Here is a 23,036-nt window from a genome sequence, read left to right as displayed (position 1 = left end):
GGGGAGATATTATGTGTTTTCTGACAGCTACTTTAAGCCGTCTGGTGTCCGATACCACCCATGACACGACGACCGACGAGACGGGAGTACCTGCTGTCGCTGGGAGTCACCGGCGCGGCGGGGCTTGCAGGCTGTAACACGACCGAGACGGGGGCACCGACGGGAACGGAGACGGCGACCGACGCCGAGACCGCCACCCCGACAGCGACCGAGACGGGGGCCCCGGACGAGACGCCGGAGGAAGAACCGGAACCCGAACCCGAGGAACCCATCGCGGAGGAGTCGATCAGCGGGTGGCCGATGTTCGGCGCCAACCCCGCACGGACACGAGCGGCACTCGAGGAGACGGGGCCCACCGAGGACGTCGTCACCCGGTGGGAGTTCCGGGCCGACAACATCATCCAGACGTCGCCGGCAGTCGTCGACGACACGGTCTACGTCGGGAGCCACGACGGGTACGTGTACGCTATCGACGCCGCCGACGGCAGCCGGCAGTGGCGCTTCGAGGCGGGCGACGTCGTCCGGTCGTCGCCGGCAGTCGTCGACGACACGGTCTACGTCGGGAGCCACGACGGGTACGTGTACGCTATCGACGCCGCCGACGGCAGCCGGCAGTGGCGCTTCGAGGCGGGCGACGCCGTCCAGTCCTCGCCCGCCGTCGTCGACGGCACCGTCTACGTGGGCAGCGACGACGGATACGTGTACGCTATCGACACCGCCGACGGCAGCCAGCAGTGGCGCTTCCAGACCCGGGGGCCCGTCCAGGCCTCGCCGGCGGTCGCCGACGGCACCGTCTACGCCGGGAGTCTCGACCGACGGGCGTACGCACTCGACACTGCCGACGGGAGCCAGCAGTGGAGCGTCGACACCGGGAAGTACGTCTTCAACGCACCGACAGTGGCCGACGGCATCGTCTACATCAGTACCTCGGACCGGACCGAAGGGACGCTACTCGGCCTGTCGACGGCCGACGGGAGCCAGCAGTGGCGCTACCAGAGCTTCACGCCCCGGGGGCAGACAGTCGCAGTCGCTGACGGGACCATCTATCTCGGAACCACCCACGAGGACATCTTCGCGCTCGACGCCGCCACCAGGGCCGAGCAGTGGCGATACCGACCCGGCGACTGGCTCATGGCCGAACTCAGCGTCGTCGACGGCACCGTCTACGCGGGCTGTGGCGACGGGACGGTCCGTGCACTCGACACCAGTGACGGCACCGAGCGGTGGACTGTCGATACGGGCAACCTGATTCGGACGCCGCCGACGGTCGTCGACGGCATCGTCTACGTCGGGAACTACAACGACACCGTGTCCGCAATCGCGACCGAAGAACGCTAGTCGTCGCCGACGGCCCCCTCGTCCGCGGCGGCGGTGCCCGCAGTGTCGACCGCGACCGCGAGCCGCTCGGCGATGTCGCTATAGGCCGCTGCGACGGCCGAGTCCGGGGCCGTGGTGACGACCGGCTCGTCGCCGACGACCTCGGGGGCCTCGGGCGCCGCACCCAGCATCTCGACTCTCAGTTCGTCTGCGGCCGACGTCGCCGCGGCCGCGTCCGGCGTCCGCGTGACGACCACGCCCAGCACGTCGCCGTCGACTTTCTCGACCATCTCCCGGCTCTTTTTCGTGTCCGTCACCGCCGTCTCGTCGGGCGTCGTCACGAGCACGACGTCATCGGCCAGCCCGCAGCCTACCATCGTCTCGTGGTCCACGCCGGCGCCGGTGTCGACGATGACGACCTCGAAAGCCGTCTGCAGCCGCTTGATGACTCGGCGCAGCTCAGCGGGGTCGGCGTCCCGTATCTTGCCGATATCGTCGGTCCCCGGAACGACGGCGAACTCCCCGTCGGCGTGTATCGCGGCTTCGAGCGCCGCGTCGCCGGCCAGTACGTCGTGTAGCGTCGGCTCGTGGTCGACGCCGACGACGCGCCCGAGGTTCGTCATCGCGAGGTCGGCGTCGACCACCACGACGTCGTAGCCCCGCCCCGCCAACTCGGTAGCCGTGTTGACTGCCGTCGTCGTCTTCCCGACGCCGCCTTTGCCGCTTGCGACCGCGTAACAGTGACCCCGCATCTATCTTGTTTGTTTCAGGCCATGCGAGTAAAAATCCCGAGTATGACGCGTGCAAGACACCGGTCAACGGAGCGGACCTTCGACGCGAAGGCGTTTTGCCCGTCCACCCAGTACCAGACCCTATGTCTGCTGTTGTCGAGACCGTCGCCGCCGTTCGCGAGGACCTCGCCGACCGGGACGGCGTACTCGTCGCGTTCTCCGGCGGCGTCGACTCCAGTGTGGTGGCGGCGCTGGCTCACGACGCGCTGGGCGACGATGCCGTCGCCTGCACCGCCAAATCCGAGACGCTGCCCGCGGCGGAACTCGACGACGCGGTTCGGGTCGCCGAGGAGATCGGCATCCGCCACGAACTCGTGGAGTTCTCCGAACTCGACAGTCAGGAGTTCGTCGAAAACGACGAGCAGCGCTGCTATCACTGCCGGTCGATGCGGCTGGGCGCAATGTACGACCGCGCCCGCGAACTCGGCATCGACGTGGTGTGTGACGGCACCAACGCCTCCGACGCCGGCGAGGGGCATCGTCCGGGCCTGCGCGCCGTCGAGGAACTGGACGCCTACTCCCCGCTGCTGGAACACGGCGTCGAGAAAGCACAGGTCAGGGAAATCGCCCGCGAGTACGACCTCTCCGTGGCCGACAAACCCTCGATGGCGTGTCTCTCCTCGCGCATCCCGACCGGGCTGGAGGTGACCGAGGAGCGCCTCTCCCGCGTCGAGAAGGCCGAGCGCCTGCTGCGAACGTGGGGCTTCGAGCAGTTCCGGGTCCGGGACCACGACGGGCTCGCGCGTATCGAAGTGGGCGAGAGCGAACTGGCGGCCGCGCTCGACCCGGACTTCGTCCGCGCCGCCCGGGACCACATCGGGGACTGTGGCTTCGACCACGTGACGCTGGATTTGCACGGCTATCGAACTGGTAGCGTGAGTCCGGAAGACGAGGAGCAGAGCGAGGACGTGGTGAGCGACGTGTTCGACGCCGACTACCCGAGCGCGGAGTGATTACTCGCGCCACGGCGTGGCGCCGAACCGAACCAGCTCGGGCGTCCCGTCGAGTCGGACCTCGGTGACCGAGCAGTTCGGCGGCGACGACTGCGCCAGCGTGGCCCGCGGGTCCCGGTCGGTCAGTATCGCCCGAACGAGCTTCAACACGCCGCCGTGTGTGACGACGACGGCCGTCTCGCCGTCGGCCACGGCCCCGGTGACCCCGCGCCAGGCGCGCTCGACGCGGTCGACGAAGGCCGCGACGGACTCCCCGTTCAGCGGGTCGACCTCGAGGGTGAGGTAGCTCTTCGAGCTGTCGTGGTCGGGGAAGCGGTCGGCCATCTCTGCTGCCAGAAAACCCTGGTAGACGCCGAAGCCGCGCTCGCGGAGCGACGGGTCGAAGGCGGGCGCTGGCAGCCCGCCGGCCGCCTCGCGGACGGTCGCGGTGGTGGCCCGGGTCCGTTCGAGGTCCGAGGACAACACGCGGTCGACGGTGTGGGCCCCGCCGAGCCACGCGCCTGGCGCTCGGGCCTGCTCGCGACCGCGGTCGGTCAACCCCGTCGCGGCCCACCCCTGGACCCGCCCCTCGCGGTTCCAGTGGGTCTCGCCGTGACGCACGAGCAGCAGTGTGGTCATTCCTCGCTCCCCTCACTCGACCCGCGCCGGACGACGAGCAGGCTGCCCTCGAAGACCAGCAGCAGGGCCACGGCGATACCGGCGGCGGCCGAAAGCGGCAGGCCGAACTGGTCGACCAGCCGGAACAGCGTCGGGTCGGGCGTCGAGAGGTAGCCGACGACGATAGCGACCGTCCAGACCGCCAGCCGGGCCCGGCGGAGGCCGCGCCACAGTTTCACGCTGCCGTAGAAGTTCTTGTTGAGATAGGCCAGCAGCTCGAACAGGACGATGATTCCGCCGCCGACGACGATAGACGGGGCGAAGCCGATGGCAGCGAGGGGGTCGGTGAGCGCGCTCGGCAGGGCACCGTAGTAGCCCGTGGGCACCGGCAGCGGGCTGAGGACGTAGCCGACGAGCGCAAAGAGGAGGTAGGCGTAGGGGCGGCGCTTGGCCAGGGTCTCGCTCGACGGGACGGGCGAGCTGGTGCCGGTCCACTTCAACAGGAGCAGCGTCCCCTCGAAGAGGCCGATCATCGTCACCGCGACCATCAGCGGCGCCATCCCGGTCGGGTCCGGGCTGAAGACGAAGGCGATAGCCGCGAAGGCCCCCCAGAAGTAGAGGCGGCGCTGGACCAGCCACTGCCGGGTCACGAGACCCATCATGATGGCCAGCATGACAAAGAGCGGAATCTGAAAGACGATGGCGAAAAAGCCCAGCATCAGAATGATGAGGTTGAACGTCTCGCTCAGGCCGAAAGCGAGGTCGGCGGCGCGGTCCGAATAGGTGATGAAGTAGTCGAACATCGCCCGCAGGACGAGGAAGTACGCGAAGGCGACGCCGACCGCCGCGAGCACCAGACTCGTCGGCACCGCGGCCAGATAGTAGCGTCGCTCGCTGGGGTACAGCCCCGGGCGCATGAACAGATACGTCTCGTAGACGAAGACGGGCAAGGCGACGATGAGGCCCACCAGCGAGGCGACCTTCAGCCGCGCGAGGATGAGCGCGAGCGGGCTGTAGACGTGGGGACAGTCCGCGCCCGAGGGACCGGCCGCCTGGCCACCCTCGGTCGCGTCGACGGCGATGCGGGCGCAGTTCTCCGCCGGCCCGTCGAGAAAGGAGTACCAGAGGAAGTTGATGAGTTCGTCCGAGTACGGCAGGGCGAGGACGGCGACCCCGGCCATCACGGCCAGGACGATGAACAGCCGCGTCGCCATCTCCTCGACGTGGTCGGCCAGGGGCATCTCCTCGTCGTCGGGCGCCCCGTCGAACTCCTCGCCCGACCCGGTCGGCTCCGGGGTCGGCGCGCTCTCGGTTGTCGACGGGGCCGAGCCCACGTCGCCAGCCGGTGTCGGGGATCCGGGCATCTCCAGACTGGGATAGACTTCGCTCTCGCGGCGTGGCACGTCCCAGTCGCGGTCGTCCCCGTCGGAGCCGTCAGCCATCTGTGACGGGCTTAGACGGAGGTTGTTGTAAACTTTCTTTTCGAGCGAGGGGGCGCGGGCCATGAACAAATTGATAACAGTCAGTCGGCTACCACCGAGCAGATGTCTAGCGCCATCGACGAGGACACGGTCCGCACCGTCCAGAGCGGCCGTGAGACGCTGGGGGCGATGCTCTCCGCTGCCCAGTCGAACCTGCAGAAGGTCTTTATCGTCTTCGTCGTCGGCATGATCGGAACCATCCTGGCGCTGCAGTACGGGGCCTGGGACCGACTGCGAGCAGACCTGCTGTACTCCAAGATGGACCTGACGACGTCGCAGGCCACGCAGATCGTCGCCGTTACGCCCTTCGACGTCATCCTCTTGCAGGTGAAAATCGGGGCCGTCATCGGGATTCTCATGTCGCTACCGCTGCTCATTTTCTTCGGTCGTGACGGGCTTCGCCGCCGGGGCTGGTGGCCCACCGAACACATCCCCGCCTGGAAGGGCGGACTCTTCGTCGTCACTGCCCTGGGACTGTTCGCCGTCGGCGTCGCTTACGCCTACGAGCTGTTCTTCCCGATTATGTTCAACTTCCTGGCCGGCAACGCGCTGGCCGCCGGCTTCACCCCGCAGTACTCCATCGTCAAGTGGTTCCAGTTCGTCTTCCTGCTCGCGGTTTCGTTCGGCCTGGCGGCCCAGCTCCCGCTCATGATGACGGTGCTTTCTTACACCGGTATCGTCCCCTACGAGACGTTTCGCGACAAGTGGCGCCTGGCCGTGCTCGCCATCTTCGGTTTCGGGGCGCTCTTTTCGCCCCCGGACCCGTTCACCCAGATCATGTGGGCCCTGCCGCTGTGTGGGCTCTACGGCTTCAGCCTCGCGCTCTCGAAGCTCGCGGTGACGGTCAAGCGCTCGGGCGAGCTCGTCAGCACCCGCCGGGTCGCCAGAGAGCAGTGGAACACCGTCCTCGGGGCGGCCGTCCTGAGCGGCGGCGCGGTGTACCTGCTGCTGACCACGTCGGCCTTCGAGGCGCTCCGGGCCGTCGACGCCGCCGCTGCGCCCTACTCGGAGAGTCTGCAAGGGGAGCTCGCCCGGCCCGACCTGCTTGGCCTCTCGACGACCGAGACCGCCCTCGCCATCGGCGCCGTCGTCGGGCTCGCGGGCGCGGCGGTCGTGCTGTACTACCACGTCCTGCAGGCGCTCGGCGAGAGCGCCGTCCCCACCGGCCGGCGTCACGGCGACCCGACGGCCATCGACATCGGGGAACTGGACGCATCCGCCGTCCGCGTCGCGCCCGAGGAGGCCTTCGAGGTCATGACCGAGGAGGAAGCGCTAAACCACGCCGACCGGGCGCTGTCGAACGACGACCAGGAGAAGGCCCAGGCCGTCCTCGACCGCTGGGACGCCGTCCACGAGGACGACGGCCCCGACGAGGGCCAGGAAGAGAGCGCACAGGCAGCCTCGGCAAGCGAGGACCAGCCCGAGGACGACAGCAGCATCGTCACCTCGACGACGGCCGGGATGGCCGACGCCTTCACCGAAGAGGAGACCACCGAAGACGACATCGGCGGCTACTACTACGACATCCGCTTTATCCTCGACTCGCTGCTCTCGAAGGCGTTCTGGATAATGGGCCTGTTCGGGGCCGTGCTGGCCGGCGTCTTCCTCTTTCTCTACCAGGGCGGTATCGGCGCCATCCGGGAAGTGTTCGTCAGCCGCCTCCCCGAGGGGATGCGCGCCGGCGTGGACATCGTGACCCTGCACCCCGTCGAGCACCTGGTCTTCATCGTGAAGTTCTCGACCATCATCGGCGCCGTCTCGGTGATTCCGCTGGTCGCGTACTTCGCGTGGCCGGCGATGAAAGACCGCGGGCTCGTCGTCGGCGACCGGAAGATACTGCTGGTCTGGGGCGGGTCCCTGTTTGGCGCGCTCATCGTCGGCAGTCTCGTGGGCTTTCTTTACGTCGCGCCGGTGACCATCTCGGCCATCGCCCGCGACCAGCTGCAGGCCAACATGATAATCTCCTACCGCATCAGCAGCTTCGGCTGGCTCGTGTTCTTCCTCACGGTCGGCATCGGTCTGCTCGCGGAGATACCCATCACGATGTTCCTGTTCCATCGGGGCGGCATCGTCCCCTTTACCCTGATGTACGAGCGCTGGCGCGAGGTCGTCATCGGCATCATCACACTCTCGGCGATTCTGTCGCCTCAGGGCATCTTCACCATGTTCCTGGTCGGCATCCCCGTCTCGCTTGCGTACCTCCTGGGGCTGGCTATCCTGTGGGTGTACACGCTGGGCGGGCGACGGACGCCGGAGCGCCGGGGCGAACCGGCCGATTAGGGCCGATTCGACCGATTTAAGCCGAGACAGAATATTCTCAGGGTATGCCCAAGATAAGCGTCGAAGTGCCCGCCGAACTCCTCGCGGACCTCGACGACCACGTCGGGGAGGACGGGAAGTTCGTCAACCGCAGCGAGGCCATCCGGGCCTCCATCCGCAAGACGCTCGATATGCTCGACGACATCGACGAGCGACAGGGACGGCTGGACGATGAGCAGTAGCGGCGAGGACCCCTTGCGTATCGGCCTGGTCGCCCTCTTTGTCACGTCGCTGGTGGTCGCCCAGGTAACCGCCTCGAAGCTGCTGGCGTTTTCCTTACCCGTCTCGCTGCCCGTCGTCGGCGCCCAGCTGGTGATGCCCGGCTCGGCGGTGGCCTACGCGCTGACGTTCTTCGCCTCCGATAGCTACACCGAGCTGTACGGCCGCCGGGCCGCGACAATCGTCGTCAACGTCGGCTTCGCCATGAACTTCGTGCTGCTGGGACTAGTCTGGAGCACCATCTACGCGCCCGGCCTCCCCGCGGCCGCACAGCCCATCGAGCCGGCGGCGTTCCGGCAGGTGCTCGCGGCGAGTACGGGCATCGTCGCCGCCAGCCTCGCGGCCTACGTCGTCTCCCAGAACTGGGACGTGTTCGTCTTCCACGCCATCGGCGAGTTCACTGACGGTGACCACCTCTGGCTGCGCAACATCGGCTCGACGGCCTCCAGCCAGCTGCTCGATACGGTTATCTTCATCGGCGTCGCCTTCGTCGTCTTCGGGGACGTCTCGCTGTCGGGCGCACTGGCGCTTATCATCGGCCAGTACCTCCTGAAACTCGTCATCGCGCTGGTCGACACCCCCTTCGTCTACGCCGTCGTCGCCTTCGCCCGCGGTCGGGAGCAGGCCGCCCGACCGTCGCCGTGGTGAGCGAGGGTCTTCGCTGTCGCTCAGACCCTCGAAGCGGAGCGGTGAGCGGCACGAAACCGCGGAGCAGAGCGAGGTCGACCGCTATTCGGCCGGCTGGCCGAACGCAAAGCGCGGTTTCACGTCGTCGATACGCACCTCGACTGTCTCGCCTTCCCCGACGCCGCTGACGAAGACGGTAAAGCCATCGACCTTCGCGATGCCGTCGCCCTCCTCGCCCATGTCGTCGATGGTCACCTCGACCACGTCGCCCTCGCGGACCGGCGCAGTCAGGCGGTGTTTCGCGACGAGGTACAGTTCCGAGGAGGAGTCACGGGAGGCGTCGGGGCGCACCTCGCGGACGTACTCGAACTCCGGCTCGATGTCGGCCTTGAGGTCCGCCAGGTCCTGGCCGTCGAACACTTTCGCGGCGAAATCCCCGCCCGAGTCGAGCAGGTCGGTCGCGACCTCGAAGGCCTGCCGGACCAGGTGGACTGAACGGGCGTGGTCGAGGTCGTAGTCGCCGCTCATGTTCGGCGCCATGTCCGAGAGCACCACATCGACCGGGCCGCCGCGGGCGTCGGTGGTACCGCCGACGGCGTCGCGGACCTTCTGTTTCGTCGACTCCTCGGTCATGTCGCCGCGGACGTACTCAACGGTCGGGTCCGGGTCCTCCAGGTGCTCGATGCGCTGGCGGTCGACGCCGACGACGGTCCCCCGTTCGCCGACGCGCTCGGCGGCGACCTGCAGCCAGCCGCCCGGCGCGCCCCGAGGTCGACGACGGTGCGTCCGTCGCCGAGCAGGCCGGCCGTCTCGTCCAGCTGCTGGAGCTTGTAGGCCGACCGGGCGCGGTAGCCCTGCTGTTTGGCCTTGTTGTAGTATTCGTCTTTGCCGCTCATTTGCCGGTGATTCGCCACCGATGGGGTTAGGGGTGTTGTTTTGCCGTCATCAGTCTCCGCGCCGACTATAGAACCATCCACCACCTAGTAGCCCCGCCAGCCCGCTCGCGACACCCATTCCGGGACCGGCGGCACCGATACCGCCACCGCCGCCGTCCTGGTTCTCGGCGTTTGGCGTGTAATCCCGGCTCCGGAGCTGTGCCAGGTTGATGCCGACCGGTTCGAGATAGATGCCCAGATAGCCACTCTCGCACTGCTCGCGGTCGTTGATGATAAACAGCATCCCCGGCTCGACGTCGACGCGGTCGTTGAGATACAGCGTTATCTGGGTCTGCTCGGGGTCGGCCTTGCGGTCGATGAGCCGGGCGTCGTAGGCCAGCGTCTCGTCGTCTGTCCAGTCGACGAAATCACAGTTGTCGGCGACACTGGACTCCAGCGGGTCGACGCCCGGCCCGATGTGGACGAAAAATCCCGTCACCGTCTGGTCGTACTGTTGCTGTTCCGGGATGACGGCGTGTCGCTGCCCGCCCTGGGCGCCACTGCCGTCGGTCTCCTGCTGGCCCGCCGCGACGCCGGCGGTCCCGACAGCACCGACGCCGGCGGCGACCGACCGCAACACCGCTCGTCGGCTCCACCAGCGGTGCTCCCCGCCGTCGGCTGCGCGATTCATCTCACTATCCTTTGTCGAGCCGGGCTGATACCGCCAGTGCCTGCGTCTGCAACCGCTCCGGTCCGTCTGTTCGGGGGTCGACTCGTCCCCGCACTGTCGGCGTCGGCGCCGATTCCCCCGCGCGCACGCGGATTCAATGAGGGACTTTTTAATGCATGGGGGCGTAGCCCGGTTCAAGATGTTCAACGCCATCGTGAGTGCGGACACGCTCAAGTCGGCTCTCGACTCAGTGAGCGTGCTGGTGGACGAGTGCAAGATCCACCTCGAAGACGACGGGCTGGAGATTCGGGCGGTCGACCCGGCCAACGTCGGTATGGTCGACCTGCGACTCGACGCGGCGGCCTTCGAGTCCTACGAGACCGACGGCGGCCTCATCGGTGTCAACCTCTCCCGGCTGGAAGATATCGCCGGCATGGCCGACTCGGGCCAGCTCGTCCATCTGGAACTCGACGAGGAGACGCGCAAGCTCCACATCGCCATCGACGGCCTCGAATACACGCTCGCGCTCATCGACCCCGACTCCATCCGCCAGGAGCCCGACCTCCCCGACCTGGATCTGTCCTCGCACATCGTCATCGAGGGGAAGGATATCAACCGGTCGGTGACCGCGGCGGACATGGTCAGCGACCACATCGCGCTTGGCGTCAACGCGACCAACGAGCTGTTTTACGTCGACGCCGAGGGCGACACCGACGACGTCCACCTCGAACTCACACAGGAGGATCTCATCGACCTCACGCCCGGTGACGCCCACTCCCTGTTCTCGCTTGATTACCTGAAGAACATGAACAAGGCCATCCCGAAAGACGCGGAAGTCGAGATGGAGCTGGGCGAGGAGTTCCCCGTCAAGATGCACTTCGACTTCGCCGAGGGCCAGGGCCGGGTCACCTACATGCTCGCGCCGCGCATCCAGAGCGACTAGACGACGGGGCCAGACTTTTCTGAAGCTATCCGGAACGATGGCGTATGGGCGCCGCGACAGCTCCCGACGCCGACTGGCGACCGGAGGACGCTGCCCCGAAGTATCTCGACCGCGACGGCCGAGCGCTCGCCTACGCGACCTACGGCGACCCGACGGGACGCCCCGTTCTCTTCTGTCACGGGACGCCCGGCTCGCGGCTGCTCGGCCGCCTGCTTTCTGCCGCCGCGGCCGAGCGGGGCATCCGCCTCGTCGCCCCCGACCGGCCAGGTATCGGCGACTCCGAGGCCGCCGAGCGCGGTATCGACGACTGGCCCGACGACGCCGCCGCGCTGCTTTCCCACATCGGCGCCGACGAGGCCAGAGTGGTGGGATTCTCCGGGGCGCCCCGTTCGCGCTGGCGTGTCATCCCATCGAGGCCGTCGCGTCGGTGACGCTGGTCAGCGGGGCCGGACCGCCCGGCGTCGGCGAGACGGGACGAGCGCAGCGGGCGATGGGGGCACTGGCCACGTACGCTCCGTGGCTCTGCTCGCCGCTCGTCCGGCTCCAGCGGCGGCTGCTCGCCCGGCAGGACCCGCAGGCGGCGCTTGACCTCGTGGCCCAGGAGTCACCCGAGACCGAGACGCTTGCGACCGACGACATCGCCCGACTCGTCAAGGCCGACCTGCTGGCGGCGACCGCGGGCGGGCCCTCGGGTGTCGTCCGGGAACTGGGCCTGCTCGCCCGGCCCTGGCCCTTCGACCTCGCGGACGTGTCGGTTCCAGTCACCGTCCTGCAGGGCCAGCGCGACACCAACGTCGCACCCGAGACCGGCGAGACACTGGCCCGCCGGCTCCCCGAGGCCACGCTCGAACGGGTCGACAGCGACCACCTGGGGACGCTCTGTGTGGCGGCGGGCCCCGCGTTACGAGGTCCGACGCCCGTCTGACGTACCGTTTTGTGGGATGGGATACAACGGCATCCCATGGAAAACCTCGGAGACGCGTACGGTGGCCGCCGGTGGGAGGGGCGGGACCCGCGTCGCGTCTACGCCGGGGCCACACTCGGCGGGCTGGGCGCGCTGGCGGTCGTGCTGGGCCTACTGGTCGTGACGACACCCGTCGGCGCGTGGCTGGGCGCGAGCGACCTCCGGGCCGCCGAGAAGCTGGCCGGGACGCTGGGCGGGCTAGGTATCCCGGCGATGTTTCTGGGCGTCGTCGCCGTCCTCCCATCCTCCCGGCGCGAGAACGTCGGCGTCCTCGTCGGCGCCGGGTTCTGTCTGGTCGGTGTCGCCATCTTCCAGGTGGCCTACCCCGAGCGATGGACGACCGGGGCGGAGACGCTCGCCTTCGAGACGGCGATGGCGTACTTCGTCGGCACCGCCCTGGCGTTCTGGTTCGTCTTCACCGCGATGGCGAGTTTCCGCACCCGGAACAACCCGCAGGGGATGGTCCGACTGGAGCTGACCCGCAAGGGCAAGAAACAGACGGTGACGGTCACCCGCGAAGAGTACCAGCGCTACGCGAACGCCGTGCGCAGCGACGGGGGCGAGACCGAACAGATTATCCGAGAAATCGAATCCCGGGCCGAAGAGTAGCCGGCGGCGAACGGCCGACCGGGGACGTTGTTAGGCCTCGGTCGCAGTGTCGCGCTCTGTTTCCGTTCCACGTTCCGTTTCAGTACCGCTCTCCGTCGACGACTCGGTCGAGCCCTCGTCGGCGTCGACCTCCTCGACCTCGACGTCCTTCCCGGCGACACCGCTCTCGCTGATGACTGGCTTGAGGTTGTAGCCGCCGTTGCCCTTCTTGACGACGTTGATGTCGAAGACGAACTCGACGGGCTCGTCGGCCGTCACCTCGAAGGATTTCTGAATCTGGAGCTTGTCGCTCGGGAGCTTCACCGGCACCGTCTCGCCGTCGACGACGCCCTCGATGTCGCTCACGTACAGCTCTATCTTGCTGTACGTGCCGGTCTCCAGTTTGCCGTCGAGGACGCCGATGGCCTTCTCGCCGACGACCTGTGTCAGGTCGACAGTCGGCGACTCCAGGCCGAAGACGGTGAATCCCCGCTCGGAGACGTCCGCGTCGTCCGAGTCGTCCTCCTCGGCGTCCGTCTCCGTTTCCTCGGCCGTTTCGGTCTCCGTGGCCGTCTCCGTTTCCTCGGCCGTTTCGGTCTCCGTGGCCGTCTCCGTCGCTTCGGCCGTTTCGGTCGCTGTCTGGGTCTCCGTGGCCGTCTCCGTTTCGTCGGTGTCGTCTCCCGAATTTTGGCGGTGGACGCGGGCCTTCTCGAAGGTCACGTCCAGCGAGTCGAAGTCGCCGATGTCGGCCGGTCGGTCGCTGATGAGCAGTCGGAAACTGCCGGTGGTGGCGCTGTTCTCTCCGTCGATGGCCGTTTCGGTGCTATCTCCGGGGGTCCCGTCGTCGGCCGCGGTACCGCTACTGTCTGTCGAGCCGCCACAGCCGGCAAGCAGTGTCGTCCCGGTCACTGTCGTCGCAGTGAGGAATTGTCGTCGGTCCATACCCGCTCCGTGCGACTGCACCCATATATACGGCGTCGACTGTTCAGCGTTCGCTGGCCGGATGAACCGAATAAACGCTATACATGAACGTTTTACCGGTGTGGAACCACCGTCTGATAATGGCAAACTCGAACGCGAAGGGGGACCGCCGCGAGCGGGAGCTGGTCAACGCACTCGACGACGCCGGCTTCGCGGTGATGCGCGCGCCCGCGAGCGGCAGCGCGACCGAGCGCGAACTCCCGGACGTACTGACCGGCGACGGGGAGACCTTCTACGCTATCGAGGCGAAATCCAGCGCCGGCGACCCCATCTACCTGGACGGCGCGGAGATAGAGGCCCTGCTCTTCTTCGCGCGGAACTTCGGCGCCAGACCCCGCGTCGCCGCTCGCTTCGACCGCGAGGACTGGTACTTTTTCCACCCGGGCGACCTCTACACGACCGACGGCGGCAACTACCGCGTCAAGAAGGAGACTGCCATCGCCGAGGGCACCGACTTCGACGAGTTCGTCGGCAACACGAGGAAGGTGACCCTCGACGAGGTCGCCGACGATAGCGGGCCGGACCAGGCGATACTCGATATCCTCGCGGCGTTCGAGCGGGGCGACCTCTCGAAAGACGAGGCCGCAGCGATGCTTGAGTGAGCCCTGCAGTGCGGGACTTTATCAACGATACCGCCAGCAGATAGCGTGCCGCCGTCGCAGGGGTGGGTCACACCGACACACGTGTGTCGAAGCCGTCCTGGGGGCTTCGACGCACCGACGGCGGCTGTCACGGTTCGCTCCACTCACCTTTTTTACGGGGGCGCTGTCTGCCCCCTCACTCGACGATTCGCTCGTCGGTCCGGTCCAGCCGCGACCGCGGGAAGGCGTAGCGACGGGGCCTCCTCCGCCGGCGGGTGTCGGTCAGATACGTCGCCTCGACCACGGGGTCCTCGGGCGGGTAGCCGTCGTTGCGCTCGTACTCGGCGACGGTCTCCCCGGTGGCCTCGACGACGTGCTCGTCGGCCTGCTCGTCGAGAACGCGTGCGACGACGAGGCGCTTGCCCGTCTCTCGGTCGACGACGACGTCGCCGGGGACGAGCCGACAGCGCCGGCAGCGGTGCGGTGGGACCGCGTCCCGTGGGACGAACGTGACGCTGCCACAGACGTCACAGCGCGCCCGCTCGCGGCCCGGCGGGGCGACACGGCGGGCGGTTATCTCGATGGCGACCCGCCGCAGGTGTTTGCACTGCTCGCCGCGTATCCGGTGGTCGGGACAGCTACAGCTGTGTTCGGTCAGGTCGACGCGGTAGGTGTGACCGCTCTCGGTGGTGACGGCGTAGCTGTCGTCCTCGCGGCGGTCGACCAGCATCCGCTCGGTCCAGGCGCGACGCGAGCGGGCGTCGAGCCGCTCGGGGTCGGGTGCCAGTGCAGTCGGCTCGGTGTCGTCCGATGGCGTAATCAGTGTCATAGCGGGCGGACACGGCTGTTTTTCTCGGTGTGTCCAGTCGAAACGTAGGGCCCGAACGACCCTAAATCCCTCGGCCAGGGTGGGTCGTAGGTGTTAGAGTGACTGTGAACGTGGACAGCCAGACCGCCCCGCTAGCAACAGCAGTCAGGACCACCGCCAACAGCCAGAAAGCCCCGACGCGTTCGACTCGGTCGACTCGCTGTCGTTCGAGAGAGCGAAGTCGTCCGAGAGAGCGGAGCTCTCTCGTGATGCTGCAAGACCGAAGGTCTTGCACAGATCGCGAATCTCCGATTCGCTCACTTCCGAAAATCTTCAATTTTCGGACGACTCTCTCGTGATGACGAAAGGCGCGTGGCGCCTTTCGAACCACGCGCCTCGGCCTCCGGCCTGCGGTGCTTGCTTTGTCGGCCTTCGTCGAACGCGTCGCCCCTTTCAGTTCCACCCATGCCGGCTGGCCAACCGGCTACGGGTTGGACTTTCTGGCTCTCAGAACTAATCACATCACGGACACAAACCATTGCTAGAGCGGTTCGACACCCTTTTGGCCGCCCCGGGGATATCGCGGGACATGGAAATCGAGCGGGAGGCCATCGTGCAGGTCGTTATCTCGGCCATCGCCCTCGTGACGTTCGTCGCGGCAACCGTCTACGTCGCCACGACCTACTCGAGCAACGGCGGACTCACGCCCCAGGGCGGCACCGCACTGGTCGGCGCTATTGGACTGTTCGTCGTCGTGATGCTCGGCGCGGGCATCTGGCTGGAACGGTCGCAGTTCTAGGCCTCGGCCGCTTCGTCTTCGCCGTCGCCGTCGCTGTTCTCGTCGCGCCAGTCCTCCAGTTCCTCGTCCTCGGCGTCGTCTATCTTCTTCTCGTAGTAGGCCATCGGATGGGAGATGCGCTCACAGAGGTCGTCCATGTTCACGCAGTCGCCGTAGGACTGCATCGTCGAGCAGGCCGGCGTCGAGTACTCCGTCGGGCTGGTCTCGCCGCGGATGTGGTCGACCTGATACCGGGTCGCCTCCTCGCCGAAGCCGGGGTTGACCTGGAAGAGGTCGACGATCTCGTCGGTCGTCATCCCGATACTGGTGAGGAAGGCGGCGATAGCGAACCGCGAGTGATGGGCCAGGTGTTCGCCCTTCTGGACCTGGTCCAGCAGCGCCTGCATGCACGGCGGGAACAGTTCCGGGACGACGGTGTCTATCTCCCGGGTCAGATCGAGCTCCGCGAGCACCTCGTTCAGGTGCTCGACCTCGTCGTCGAGTTCGTCGGCGATAGGGCCGGGCACCTGGAAGGGGAGTCCCTCGGCGACCCGGTGACGGATGGCCTGTTTCAGCAGGACGTGTAGCTCCTCGGAGCCGATGCGGACCCGACCGTCCGCCAGCGGCCGGTTGACCAGCCGCCAGTGGTCGCCCCGCTGGTCGGCCGCCAGGTCGAGGTAGGTCCCCACCTCGACCCAATAGCCGTCCTCGGCGTCGGTGACGGCGCTCGCGAGGTCGAACTCCGCGAGCAGCTGGTCGAGGCTCACGCGTTCGGTGCTGGTGGACTTGAACTCCGTCGTCGCCGCGAACTCCTGGCTGAAGCGGTCCTGGGCCGTCTCGGCCTCGGCCTGGGCGTACTTGCGGGTACAGACGTGCGTATCGACCAGCGAGACGAGCACGCGAGCGACGGGGTAAGAGAGCAACTCGACGCGGGTCCGGCGGTGTGGGTCGCCGACACTGCCGTCGGTGATGGCGTGTTCGACCCGCTCCACGGCCCGCTCGGTGACGGCCTCGTCGGTCGCGACGACCTCGCCCAGGTCGACCGCCGCGGTCTCGACGGCCTCGCGGGCGGCGGCCAGGAACGGGTAGCGCGCGTGGAGCGGCTGCATGGACACCGCTTGCGCGTGGGGCCGAATAAAATTGCCGTCCCCGTGCCGGGCAGTTCGGTTCGACGTCAGCGCCCCCGCCGGTAGACCAGCCAGTACGAGAGTGGGAGCGTCACCGCCAGAATCACCAGTGTCCCGATAATCTGTGAGGACAGATCAGGCGGTGCGAGCTGTGCGGCAACGGCGAAGCCGACCATAATGAAGGCGGCTTCGGCCGCGAGAAACTCCACAAAGCGCTCTCCACTCACTGCTATATTCACCCGGGCATCAGATTGTAGGTGTTGTGCTTTCGGTTCGCGCTGTAACGGCCCCTGTCGACCGCTCTGGGCACGTCCGCTCGCCCGTTCGGCGTTTCCGAGACGTCTCTCTGCGTCTCACGGGTCACTTCGTTCCCCGTTCGACATTTCAGCTGTTCTCGCTACGCTCGGGCTCTCCCTGCTCGCGGGTCGCTACGCTCCCCGCTCGCTTTCGAGGTTTCTCACTTCGTTCGAAACCTCGCTAGGTCCCGTGCTGCCAGGAATCCATATACTCCGCCTGGGTCTCGGTCAGCCCGTCGAACTCGACGCCCTCGGCGTCCAGTTTAATCTCCGCGACTTCCTTGTCCAGCCGGTCGGGCACGTCGTGGACGCCCGCCTCGTAGGCGTCGCCGTTCTCGACCAGTTCGCGAACGACGACGGCCTGAATCCCGAAGCTCTGGTCCATCACCTCGACCGGGTGGCCCAGCGCGATAGGGGTCGCCAGGTTCACGAGTCGGCCCTCCGCGAGGACGTTCAGCCGACGACCGTCGGCCATCTCGTAGGCCTGGACGCCGTCGCGGGCCTCGTAGGAGTCGACCGCGAGGTCCGAGAGGGCGTCGAGGTCGATTTCGACGTCGAAGTGGCCGGCATTGGCGAGCAGGACGCCGTCCTGCATCCGTTCGAAGTGCTCCTCGACGATGACGTCGCGGTTGCCGGTGGTCGTGATGAACACGTCGCCCTCGGCGGCGGCCTCGAGCATCGGGAGGACGTCGTACCCCTCCATGTGGGCCTCCAGGGCGCGGCGGGGTTCGACCTCCGTGACGACCACGTCGGCGTTCTGGCCGCTGGCCTTCTTGGCGACGCCTTTCCCGCAGTGGCCGTAGCCGGCGACGACCACGGTTTTGCCGGCCCACGAGAGGTTCGTGGTCATGGCGATGCTCGCGAGCGAGGACTCGCCGGTGCCGTGGACGTTGTCGAAGAGCCGTTTCATCGGCGTGTCGTTGACGGCGAAGACGGGGTAGTCGAGCTGGCCGTCCTCGTCCATCGCGCGCAGGCGGTGGACGCCCGTCGTAGTCTCCTCGGCCCCGCCGACGATGGTATCGATGAGCTCGGGGTAGTCCTCGTGGATGGCCGCGACGAGGTCCATGCCGTCGTCGACCGTGATGGTCGGCTCGTGGTCGATGACGGCCTCGATAGCGGCGTAGTACTCGTCGTCGTCGACGCCGCGCTCGGCGTAGGAGGTGACGCCGGAAACGGCGTCCAGGGCGGCACTGACGTCGTCGTGGGTCGAGAGCGGGTTACAGCCGGTGATAGCGACTTCCGCGCCACCGGCGGCCAGAATCTCGGCCAGAATCGCTGTCTTGGCCTCGACGTGCATCGCCATGCCGATACGCTCGCCCTCGAAGGGCTGTTCGGCCTCGAACTCCGAGGCGAGCGCGTCACAGATGGGCATGTGCTGGGCTGCCCAGTCCATCTTCCGGCGGCCCGACTCACGGGCCGCGTCTGCGTCCTCCAGTCGCTCAGAAATGGGCGCTGTCATGCCCGAGAAGAAGGAGAGAGTTCGTAAAACGCTACCGAAGCTGCTCAGTTACCGTTGCCGCGGGCCTGCTCGGGCGGACCGCCGCCGTTACCGTTGCCGTTGGCGCCGTCGGCCTCCTCGTCGCCGCTGTCCTCCTCGGTTTCGGCGGTCTCGTTGTCGTCGCTATCGTCGGACGGGCCGGCGTCTTCGGGCGGGCCACCGCCCTTCTCGGAGTCGTTCTCGGCCGTCTCGTTGTCGTTCTGGCCGGCGTGCTCGGGCGGGCCACCTCGCTTGTCGGAGTCGTTCTGGCCGGCGTGCTCGGGCGGGCCGCGGTCACCGTCTTCAGGCGGACCGGCCCACTCCGGGGCGTTGCCGGGGTTGTTCTCGGTCGCGAACTGCGCGACCTGCTGACCGATACCGGTCGAGTTGCCCGATTGCAGCGACTGGACGAACGAGGAGACGCGGTCACCGAAGACGACAGTCTCGTTCTCGTCCGAAACGGTCAGCTCCGCGGTCGTCGAGTCGGTCGCGTCGCCGTCGGTCGCGGTCACCTCGACGGAGACGTTCTCCTCGGGCTCGGGCAGCGTGACCGTCCCGTTCGCATCGGTCGAGTACTCCTCACCGGCACCCGCGTACGTGCCGTTGTCGAGGACCTCGACGGTCACGGTGGCGTTTTCGACGGCGGTATCGTTATCGGTCACCGTCACGGTCGGTTCTGCGTCCGCCTGGCTGACCGATACGTCGAGCGAGTCGTTACCTGCGCTGTCAGCCGCGACAGTCGCCGCCCCCGGTCCCAGCGCGAACAGGACCAACCCCACTGTGGCCATAACTGCGAATAATCTGGTATGTATCACACATCTATCCTCGCGAGAGACCTGATTAAACCCCCCCTCCCGTTCAGTTCGTTCACCTGCGTGTCAGCAGCACCATTACCGCCTCAGAAACCGTTGGAGCGTTTATAACGTTCTTTGAGTGTTTAATTCTCACTCGGCCGCACGGTCGACCAGCGCCGCCGCGTGCTCGCCCGCTCGCTCGCGGACCGCCGCCTCGTCGAAGACAGTGACCTCGCCCTCGCGCATGAGCACCTCGCCGTCACAGACGGTGTGGCACACGTCGCTCCCGCCGGCGGCGTAGGCCAGATGCGAGACGAGGTCGTGGGCCGGCGTCAGGTGGGCAGCGTCGAGGTCCAGGACGGCGAGGTCGGCGTTCGCGCCCGCCGCCACGCGGCCCGAATCGAAGCCCAGCAGGTCGGCCCCGTTCGCGGTCGCCATCTCGACGGCGGCCGCGGCGGGGACGGCACTCGCGTCGTCGGCGGCCAGCTTCCCCACCATCGCGGCGTCGCGCAGTTCGTCGAACATATCGAGGTCGTTGTTCGAGGCCGCCCCGTCCGTGCCCAGCCCGACGGTGACGCCGGCGTCGAGCATCGCCTGGACCGGCGCCATCCCGCTGGCGAGTTTCATGTTCGAGGCCGGGCAGTGGACCGCGCCCGTGCCAGTCTCGGCGAGCAGGTCGATTTCGGTCTCGTCGACGTGGACACAGTGGGCGAGGAAGGTGTCCGCGCCCAGCAGCCCGACGTCGTCGGCGTATTCGAGCGGGCGCACGCCGTGTTCGTCGACGATTGGGGCGACCTCGTCGGTCGTCTCGTTGGCGTGTAAATGGATAGGCAGGCCCGCGTCGACGGCCTCGGGGACGAACTCGCGCAGGTACGTCTCGCCCACGGTGGTCAGACTGTGGGGCTGGAACGTCGTCCGGATGCGCCCGTCGGCCGCGCCGTCGAGTTCCAGGGCCGTCTCGAGACTCGCCTGCATGTCCGCTCGCGCCCCCTCGTCGTCCTTGGCGACCGTGACGGCGGTGTGGCCCAGCACGGCCCGCAGCCCCGCCTCCTCGACGGCCGCCGCTATCTCGTCGACGTGGAAGTACATATCCGAGAGGGCCGTCGTCCCCGAGCGAATCATCTCCACCAGGCCGAGTTCCGCGCCGACGCGGACGTCCTCGGCGGTGAGTTCGGCCTCGACCGGCCAGATATCTTCCTGGAGCCAGGCGTCCAGCGGTTTGTCGTCGGCGTAGCCCCGGAGGAGGGTCATCGCGACGTGTGTGTGGGCGTTGACCAGTCCGGGGATGACGAGGCCGCCGCTGGCGTCCAGTTCGTCGTCGCCGGCCAGTTCGCCGGGGTCGTCGACGGCCACGATGTCGCCGCTGTCCTGGTCGACGAGCACGTCGGCGCGTTCGACTGTCATGTCCGGTCGCAGTACCTGTCCGCCGGCAACGAGGAGGTCGGTCATGGCTCTGCGTTCTGGCTCCCGGTGCCTCAATCTGCCGGGTTCGGGTCGTCGCCGTCGGCTCGCTCGCGGAGCCGGTCGAGACGCCGGTTCTGTGGCGGCTGGGAGTGCAGGACTGTGGCGAGTCGCCCGTGCGTGGACTCCGGCTGGCCACACTCGTCGAGCCACCACTCGAACAGCGCGAGCAGCTCCCGCGCACCGACCCGGTCCGCTGTGACGCGATCGGCGCGATAGAGTTTCGCGCTGAGTCGCCAGAGCCCGGCGACGACACCCGCGGCCAGGGCCGCCAGAGCGAGGAGCGTCCGGAAAGCGGAGAGGGGCGACAGCGGCGAGAGCAAGAACGCACAGCCAAGCAGACCGCCGGAGAGGAGCGCGGTCCGGCGCTCGGTAAAACCCGTCCGACAGATGGCGTCGAGATGGGAGAGCGCGACGCGAAGCTGTGAATCGTCCGCGTTTGAGAGGAACTGCTCGGCGACGAGCACCGTGCGACGACCCGGGATTCCGACGTAACTCATCCCGAGCGAGGGAGACCGCTCACTATCCAGCACGGAGACCGCGTGCGGTTCGAACTCGACGGCAGCGGACGCCGCTTCGAGGCGCTCGCGCTCCGCTTCCCCCAGTGGTCGCGTCCGGTGGGTGAACCGGACAATCTGTGGGGAAAGCAGGTACCACACTACCCGCAGCGCCGCCACTGTCGCGAGGAGCGCGGCGAGTCCGAACTGCGGCAACCAGCGGACTGTCAGCAACGGCGTCAACACGAGGGCGTAGACGAGGAGCGACCGAGCCAGCCTGCCGAGCAGTTCAGGGGCGGTGCGGTCCGTCTCGGTGGCGGTGACGATGGCGAACGCGAGCGGGACGTAACAGACGAGTATCGCCCCAGCGAGTAGCCCGGCCAAAAGGGCGGCGACGCTGACGGTCCCGATAAAACGCCAGCCGCCGGCCGGAAGGGCGACTGCGAGCCCGTCGTTGAGGGGGCCGGCGTTGCTGCCGACGAGCGCGAGGGCGGCGACCGTGGCAAAGGCCCCCAACACCGTTCCCCCAGCACTGTCCAGCATCGCCGCTGCACGCTCACTGTCGTAGCGCCGGACTCGCCGCGCGTAGAGCGTCGATGCGACTACCAGACTCAACAGAACGAGAGCCCCTAGTGTGAGAGAGAGTGGACTCATCAGCAGTTTCAGCTAGTGGGTCGTGAAACAAAGCATTGTGCTTCCGGGCCGGCAACCTCCCGCCTGCTGGCCGCCGCCTTGGCCGACCGCGGCCTCTTCGACCTCTCGTTTTACCTGATGGCCGGGCTGACGCTGGTAGCCGGGGGACTCTTTCTGTTGTTGCCGCGTCGGGACTAGAAACGACTGGCAGCGCCAGTTGAGACGCCTGAGATGGAACCGTGGACAGACAGAAAGTCCCCCGAATGTAGCAAGCCGGGGCTTTCTGGCTGTTCGCATCGCTGGGAAGCACCACTACCGGGACGTTCTCCCTGCCAGCAGACGACGCAACCACTGTTACTAGAGGGAAAGACAGTAGGCCCGCGGCCGCGACCACCCAGTATGCGAATCGCCGTCCCCAACAAGGGCCGCTTGCACGACCCGGCGGAGGACTTGCTGGAACGGGCCGGCCTCCACATCGTCGACGGAGCCGACCGCCAACTGTACGCCGACACCGTCGACCCCGAGGTGACGGTCCTGTACGCCCGCGCCGCGGACATCCCGGAGTACGTCTCCGACGGTGCAGCGGATATCGGCATCACCGGGCTAGACCAGGTCAGAGAGTCCGAGGTCGGAAATCTCGAGGAGCTGCTGGACCTTGAGTTCGGGAGCTGTCGGCTGGTGCTTGCCGCCCCGGAGGAGGGCGACATCGAGACCGTCTACGACCTGGACGGCGGCACCGTCGCCACGGAGTTCCCCAACATCGCCCGGAACTACTTCGCCGACCTCGACGTGGACGTGGACATCGCGGAGGTCTCGGGCGCGACGGAGCTGACCCCGCACGTCGACATCGCCGACGGCATCATCGACATCACCTCGACCGGGACCACGCTGCGGATGAACCGTCTCGGGATTATCGACGAGGTGCTCTCCTCCTCGGTGCGCCTGTTCGCCCGCGAGGACGTGGCCGACGACGAGAAGGTCCAGCAGGTCCAGATGGCACTGCACTCGGTGCTGTCGGCGGAGGGGAAACGCTACCTGATGATGAACGTCCCCGAGTCGGCTCTGTCCGAAGTCAAAGACGTGCTGCCGGGGATGGGTGGCCCCACCGTCATGGACATCGCCGGCAGCGACGACGTGGCGGTCCACGCCGTCGTCGACGACAGCCGCGTCTTCGAGGTCATCAACGACCTCAAAAACGTGGGCGCCAGCGACGTGCTGGTGACCGAAATCGAGCGCCTAGTCGAGTGACGTAGGTCCGG

24 protein-coding genes and 1 pseudogene are annotated in these 23,036 nt (G+C 67.4%); 12 read left to right on the top strand and 13 right to left on the bottom strand.

What is annotated here, in order from left to right:
• Positions 1–60 precede the first annotated feature (60 nt).
• On the top strand, positions 61–1,338 hold the full coding sequence (locus tag P1K32_RS08980; protein WP_276249398.1) for an outer membrane protein assembly factor BamB family protein: 1,278 nt from the start codon (positions 61–63) through the stop codon (positions 1,336–1,338).
• On the opposite strand, the gene P1K32_RS08975 is transcribed toward P1K32_RS08980, so the two are convergent.
• Complete coding sequence (locus P1K32_RS08975) at positions 1,335–2,069, bottom strand: MinD/ParA family ATP-binding protein (protein WP_276249397.1); 735 nt, start codon at positions 2,067–2,069, stop codon at positions 1,335–1,337. The two genes, P1K32_RS08980 and P1K32_RS08975, sit on opposite strands and share 4 nt — an antisense overlap.
• A gap of 122 nt (positions 2,070–2,191) precedes the next feature.
• On the opposite strand from P1K32_RS08975, the gene larE reads away from it, so the two are divergent.
• On the top strand, positions 2,192–3,061 hold the full coding sequence (gene larE, locus P1K32_RS08970; protein ID WP_276249396.1) for an ATP-dependent sacrificial sulfur transferase LarE: 870 nt from the start codon (positions 2,192–2,194) through the stop codon (positions 3,059–3,061).
• Here larE and P1K32_RS08965 read toward each other — a convergent pair whose 3' ends face one another.
• Both P1K32_RS08965 and tatC read right to left on the bottom strand, forming a co-directional pair.
• A complete protein-coding gene (locus tag P1K32_RS08965) occupies positions 3,062–3,679 on the bottom strand; it encodes a histidine phosphatase family protein (RefSeq protein WP_276249395.1) in 618 nt (205 codons plus the stop codon). It abuts the gene before it with no gap.
• A complete protein-coding gene (gene tatC, locus P1K32_RS08960; RefSeq protein ID WP_276249394.1) occupies positions 3,676–5,100 on the bottom strand; it encodes a twin-arginine translocase subunit TatC in 1,425 nt (474 codons plus the stop codon). The genes P1K32_RS08965 and tatC overlap by 4 nt, the downstream gene beginning before the upstream one ends.
• 102 nt (positions 5,101–5,202) lie before the next feature.
• Between tatC and P1K32_RS08955 the strand changes: the two genes are divergently transcribed.
• Genes P1K32_RS08955 through P1K32_RS08945 form a run of 3 tightly spaced genes read left to right on the top strand, consistent with a single transcriptional unit; the run spans position 5,203 to position 8,325 of the window.
• Positions 5,203–7,419, top strand: coding sequence for a twin-arginine translocase subunit TatC (locus P1K32_RS08955; RefSeq protein ID WP_276249393.1), 2,217 nt, complete (start codon positions 5,203–5,205; stop codon positions 7,417–7,419).
• 44 nt (positions 7,420–7,463) lie between these two features.
• Entirely contained in the window at positions 7,464–7,640 is a 177-nt protein-coding gene (locus P1K32_RS08950) for a ribbon-helix-helix domain-containing protein (protein ID WP_276249392.1), read from the top strand.
• Positions 7,630–8,325, top strand: coding sequence for a queuosine precursor transporter (locus P1K32_RS08945; protein WP_276249391.1), 696 nt, complete (start codon positions 7,630–7,632; stop codon positions 8,323–8,325). The genes P1K32_RS08950 and P1K32_RS08945 overlap by 11 nt, the downstream gene beginning before the upstream one ends.
• An 81-nt stretch (positions 8,326–8,406) precedes the next feature.
• Here the strand turns inward: P1K32_RS08945 and P1K32_RS08940 are convergent.
• Together P1K32_RS08940 and P1K32_RS08935 are read right to left on the bottom strand one after the other, a co-directional pair.
• A pseudogene (locus P1K32_RS08940) lies at positions 8,407–9,200 on the bottom strand (23S rRNA (uridine(2552)-2'-O)-methyltransferase).
• Between the two features lie 49 nt (positions 9,201–9,249).
• Positions 9,250–9,870: a hypothetical protein gene (locus tag P1K32_RS08935; RefSeq protein ID WP_276249390.1), complete on the bottom strand. Its 621-nt coding sequence runs from the start codon at positions 9,868–9,870 to the stop codon at positions 9,250–9,252.
• Between the two features lie 178 nt (positions 9,871–10,048).
• On the opposite strand from P1K32_RS08935, the gene P1K32_RS08930 reads away from it, so the two are divergent.
• The 4 genes from P1K32_RS08930 to P1K32_RS08915 are packed head-to-tail and all read left to right on the top strand — an operon-like array spanning position 10,049 to position 12,365.
• Positions 10,049–10,792, top strand: a complete 744-nt coding sequence (locus tag P1K32_RS08930) for a DNA polymerase sliding clamp (RefSeq protein ID WP_276249389.1) — start codon at positions 10,049–10,051, stop codon at positions 10,790–10,792.
• Between the two features lie 44 nt (positions 10,793–10,836).
• Entirely contained in the window at positions 10,837–11,223 is a 387-nt protein-coding gene (locus tag P1K32_RS08925) for an alpha/beta fold hydrolase (protein WP_276249388.1), read from the top strand.
• Positions 11,220–11,717 (top strand): alpha/beta fold hydrolase, encoded by a 498-nt coding sequence (locus P1K32_RS08920; RefSeq protein ID WP_276249387.1) that lies wholly within the window; start codon positions 11,220–11,222, stop codon positions 11,715–11,717. The genes P1K32_RS08925 and P1K32_RS08920 overlap by 4 nt, the downstream gene beginning before the upstream one ends.
• Before the next feature lie 36 nt (positions 11,718–11,753).
• Positions 11,754–12,365 (top strand): cell division protein CdpA domain-containing protein, encoded by a 612-nt coding sequence (locus P1K32_RS08915; protein ID WP_276249386.1) that lies wholly within the window; start codon positions 11,754–11,756, stop codon positions 12,363–12,365.
• Between the two features lie 30 nt (positions 12,366–12,395).
• Here the strand turns inward: P1K32_RS08915 and P1K32_RS08910 are convergent, their stop codons facing one another.
• Complete coding sequence (locus P1K32_RS08910; RefSeq protein ID WP_276249385.1) at positions 12,396–13,286, bottom strand: DUF4382 domain-containing protein; 891 nt, start codon at positions 13,284–13,286, stop codon at positions 12,396–12,398.
• Positions 13,287–13,405: 119 nt separating this feature from the next.
• Between P1K32_RS08910 and hjc the strand changes: the two genes are divergently transcribed.
• Complete coding sequence (gene hjc / locus P1K32_RS08905) at positions 13,406–13,927, top strand: Holliday junction resolvase Hjc (protein WP_276249384.1); 522 nt, start codon at positions 13,406–13,408, stop codon at positions 13,925–13,927.
• 175 nt (positions 13,928–14,102) lie between these two features.
• Here the strand turns inward: hjc and P1K32_RS08900 are convergent, their stop codons facing one another.
• On the bottom strand, positions 14,103–14,735 hold the full coding sequence (locus P1K32_RS08900; protein WP_276249383.1) for an SWIM zinc finger family protein: 633 nt from the start codon (positions 14,733–14,735) through the stop codon (positions 14,103–14,105).
• 568 nt (positions 14,736–15,303) lie between these two features.
• Between P1K32_RS08900 and P1K32_RS08895 the strand changes: the two genes are divergently transcribed.
• Positions 15,304–15,513 (top strand): DUF7472 family protein, encoded by a 210-nt coding sequence (locus P1K32_RS08895; protein WP_276249382.1) that lies wholly within the window; start codon positions 15,304–15,306, stop codon positions 15,511–15,513.
• Here P1K32_RS08895 and priL read toward each other — a convergent pair.
• The 6 genes from priL to P1K32_RS08865 all read right to left on the bottom strand — a co-directional run bounded on the left by priL (position 15,510) and on the right by P1K32_RS08865 (position 21,759).
• Positions 15,510–16,601: a DNA primase regulatory subunit PriL gene (priL, locus tag P1K32_RS08890; protein ID WP_276249381.1), complete on the bottom strand. Its 1,092-nt coding sequence runs from the start codon at positions 16,599–16,601 to the stop codon at positions 15,510–15,512. The two genes, P1K32_RS08895 and priL, sit on opposite strands and share 4 nt — an antisense overlap.
• A gap of 65 nt (positions 16,602–16,666) precedes the next feature.
• Positions 16,667–16,828 carry a DUF7534 family protein gene (locus tag P1K32_RS08885; RefSeq protein ID WP_276249380.1) on the bottom strand — a complete coding sequence of 54 codons (162 nt, stop codon included), beginning with the start codon at positions 16,826–16,828 and terminating at the stop codon, positions 16,667–16,669.
• A 268-nt stretch (positions 16,829–17,096) separates the two neighbouring features.
• The gene (locus P1K32_RS08880) at positions 17,097–18,374 is read right to left on the bottom strand and encodes an adenosylhomocysteinase (RefSeq protein WP_276249379.1); all 1,278 of its coding nucleotides are present in this window, start codon (positions 18,372–18,374) and stop codon (positions 17,097–17,099) included.
• Between the two features lie 44 nt (positions 18,375–18,418).
• Positions 18,419–19,180, bottom strand: coding sequence for a hypothetical protein (locus tag P1K32_RS08875; protein WP_276249378.1), 762 nt, complete (start codon positions 19,178–19,180; stop codon positions 18,419–18,421).
• 156 nt (positions 19,181–19,336) lie between these two features.
• Entirely contained in the window at positions 19,337–20,635 is a 1,299-nt protein-coding gene (locus P1K32_RS08870) for an amidohydrolase (protein WP_276249377.1), read from the bottom strand.
• A 26-nt stretch (positions 20,636–20,661) separates the two neighbouring features.
• Complete coding sequence (locus P1K32_RS08865) at positions 20,662–21,759, bottom strand: hypothetical protein (RefSeq protein ID WP_276249376.1); 1,098 nt, start codon at positions 21,757–21,759, stop codon at positions 20,662–20,664.
• Between the two features lie 417 nt (positions 21,760–22,176).
• Here P1K32_RS08865 and hisG point away from each other — a divergent pair, with 417 nt between their 5' ends.
• Entirely contained in the window at positions 22,177–23,025 is an 849-nt protein-coding gene (gene hisG, locus P1K32_RS08860) for an ATP phosphoribosyltransferase (protein WP_276249375.1), read from the top strand.
• Positions 23,026–23,036: the final 11 nt, after the last annotated feature.

This window comes from Haloarcula rara, from assembly GCF_029338235.1.
Taxonomy (GTDB): Archaea; Halobacteriota; Halobacteria; order Halobacteriales; family Haloarculaceae; genus Haloarcula; species Haloarcula rara.
This window is presented reverse-complemented; position numbering and strand designations above follow the sequence as displayed.

Bases quoted from the DNA above. Each gene is read 5' to 3' on its own strand.
- P1K32_RS08980 (WP_276249398.1), top strand. From the start codon at position 61: ATGACACGACGACCGACGAGACGGGAGTACCTGCTGTCGCTGGGAGTC.
- P1K32_RS08975 (WP_276249397.1), bottom strand. From the start codon at position 2,069: ATGCGGGGTCACTGTTACGCGGTCGCAAGCGGCAAAGGCGGCGTCGGG.
- larE (WP_276249396.1), top strand. From the start codon at position 2,192: ATGTCTGCTGTTGTCGAGACCGTCGCCGCCGTTCGCGAGGACCTCGCC.
- P1K32_RS08965 (WP_276249395.1), bottom strand. From the start codon at position 3,679: ATGACCACACTGCTGCTCGTGCGTCACGGCGAGACCCACTGGAACCGC.
- tatC (WP_276249394.1), bottom strand. From the start codon at position 5,100: ATGGCTGACGGCTCCGACGGGGACGACCGCGACTGGGACGTGCCACGC.
- P1K32_RS08955 (WP_276249393.1), top strand. From the start codon at position 5,203: ATGTCTAGCGCCATCGACGAGGACACGGTCCGCACCGTCCAGAGCGGC.
- P1K32_RS08950 (WP_276249392.1), top strand. From the start codon at position 7,464: ATGCCCAAGATAAGCGTCGAAGTGCCCGCCGAACTCCTCGCGGACCTC.
- P1K32_RS08945 (WP_276249391.1), top strand. From the start codon at position 7,630: ATGAGCAGTAGCGGCGAGGACCCCTTGCGTATCGGCCTGGTCGCCCTC.
- P1K32_RS08935 (WP_276249390.1), bottom strand. From the start codon at position 9,870: ATGAATCGCGCAGCCGACGGCGGGGAGCACCGCTGGTGGAGCCGACGA.
- P1K32_RS08930 (WP_276249389.1), top strand. From the start codon at position 10,049: ATGTTCAACGCCATCGTGAGTGCGGACACGCTCAAGTCGGCTCTCGAC.
- P1K32_RS08925 (WP_276249388.1), top strand. From the start codon at position 10,837: ATGGGCGCCGCGACAGCTCCCGACGCCGACTGGCGACCGGAGGACGCT.
- P1K32_RS08915 (WP_276249386.1), top strand. From the start codon at position 11,754: ATGGAAAACCTCGGAGACGCGTACGGTGGCCGCCGGTGGGAGGGGCGG.
- P1K32_RS08910 (WP_276249385.1), bottom strand. From the start codon at position 13,286: ATGGACCGACGACAATTCCTCACTGCGACGACAGTGACCGGGACGACA.
- hjc (WP_276249384.1), top strand. From the start codon at position 13,406: ATGGCAAACTCGAACGCGAAGGGGGACCGCCGCGAGCGGGAGCTGGTC.
- P1K32_RS08900 (WP_276249383.1), bottom strand. From the start codon at position 14,735: ATGACACTGATTACGCCATCGGACGACACCGAGCCGACTGCACTGGCA.
- P1K32_RS08895 (WP_276249382.1), top strand. From the start codon at position 15,304: ATGGAAATCGAGCGGGAGGCCATCGTGCAGGTCGTTATCTCGGCCATC.
- priL (WP_276249381.1), bottom strand. From the start codon at position 16,601: ATGCAGCCGCTCCACGCGCGCTACCCGTTCCTGGCCGCCGCCCGCGAG.
- P1K32_RS08880 (WP_276249379.1), bottom strand. From the start codon at position 18,374: ATGACAGCGCCCATTTCTGAGCGACTGGAGGACGCAGACGCGGCCCGT.
- P1K32_RS08875 (WP_276249378.1), bottom strand. From the start codon at position 19,180: ATGGCCACAGTGGGGTTGGTCCTGTTCGCGCTGGGACCGGGGGCGGCG.
- P1K32_RS08870 (WP_276249377.1), bottom strand. From the start codon at position 20,635: ATGACCGACCTCCTCGTTGCCGGCGGACAGGTACTGCGACCGGACATG.
- hisG (WP_276249375.1), top strand. From the start codon at position 22,177: ATGCGAATCGCCGTCCCCAACAAGGGCCGCTTGCACGACCCGGCGGAG.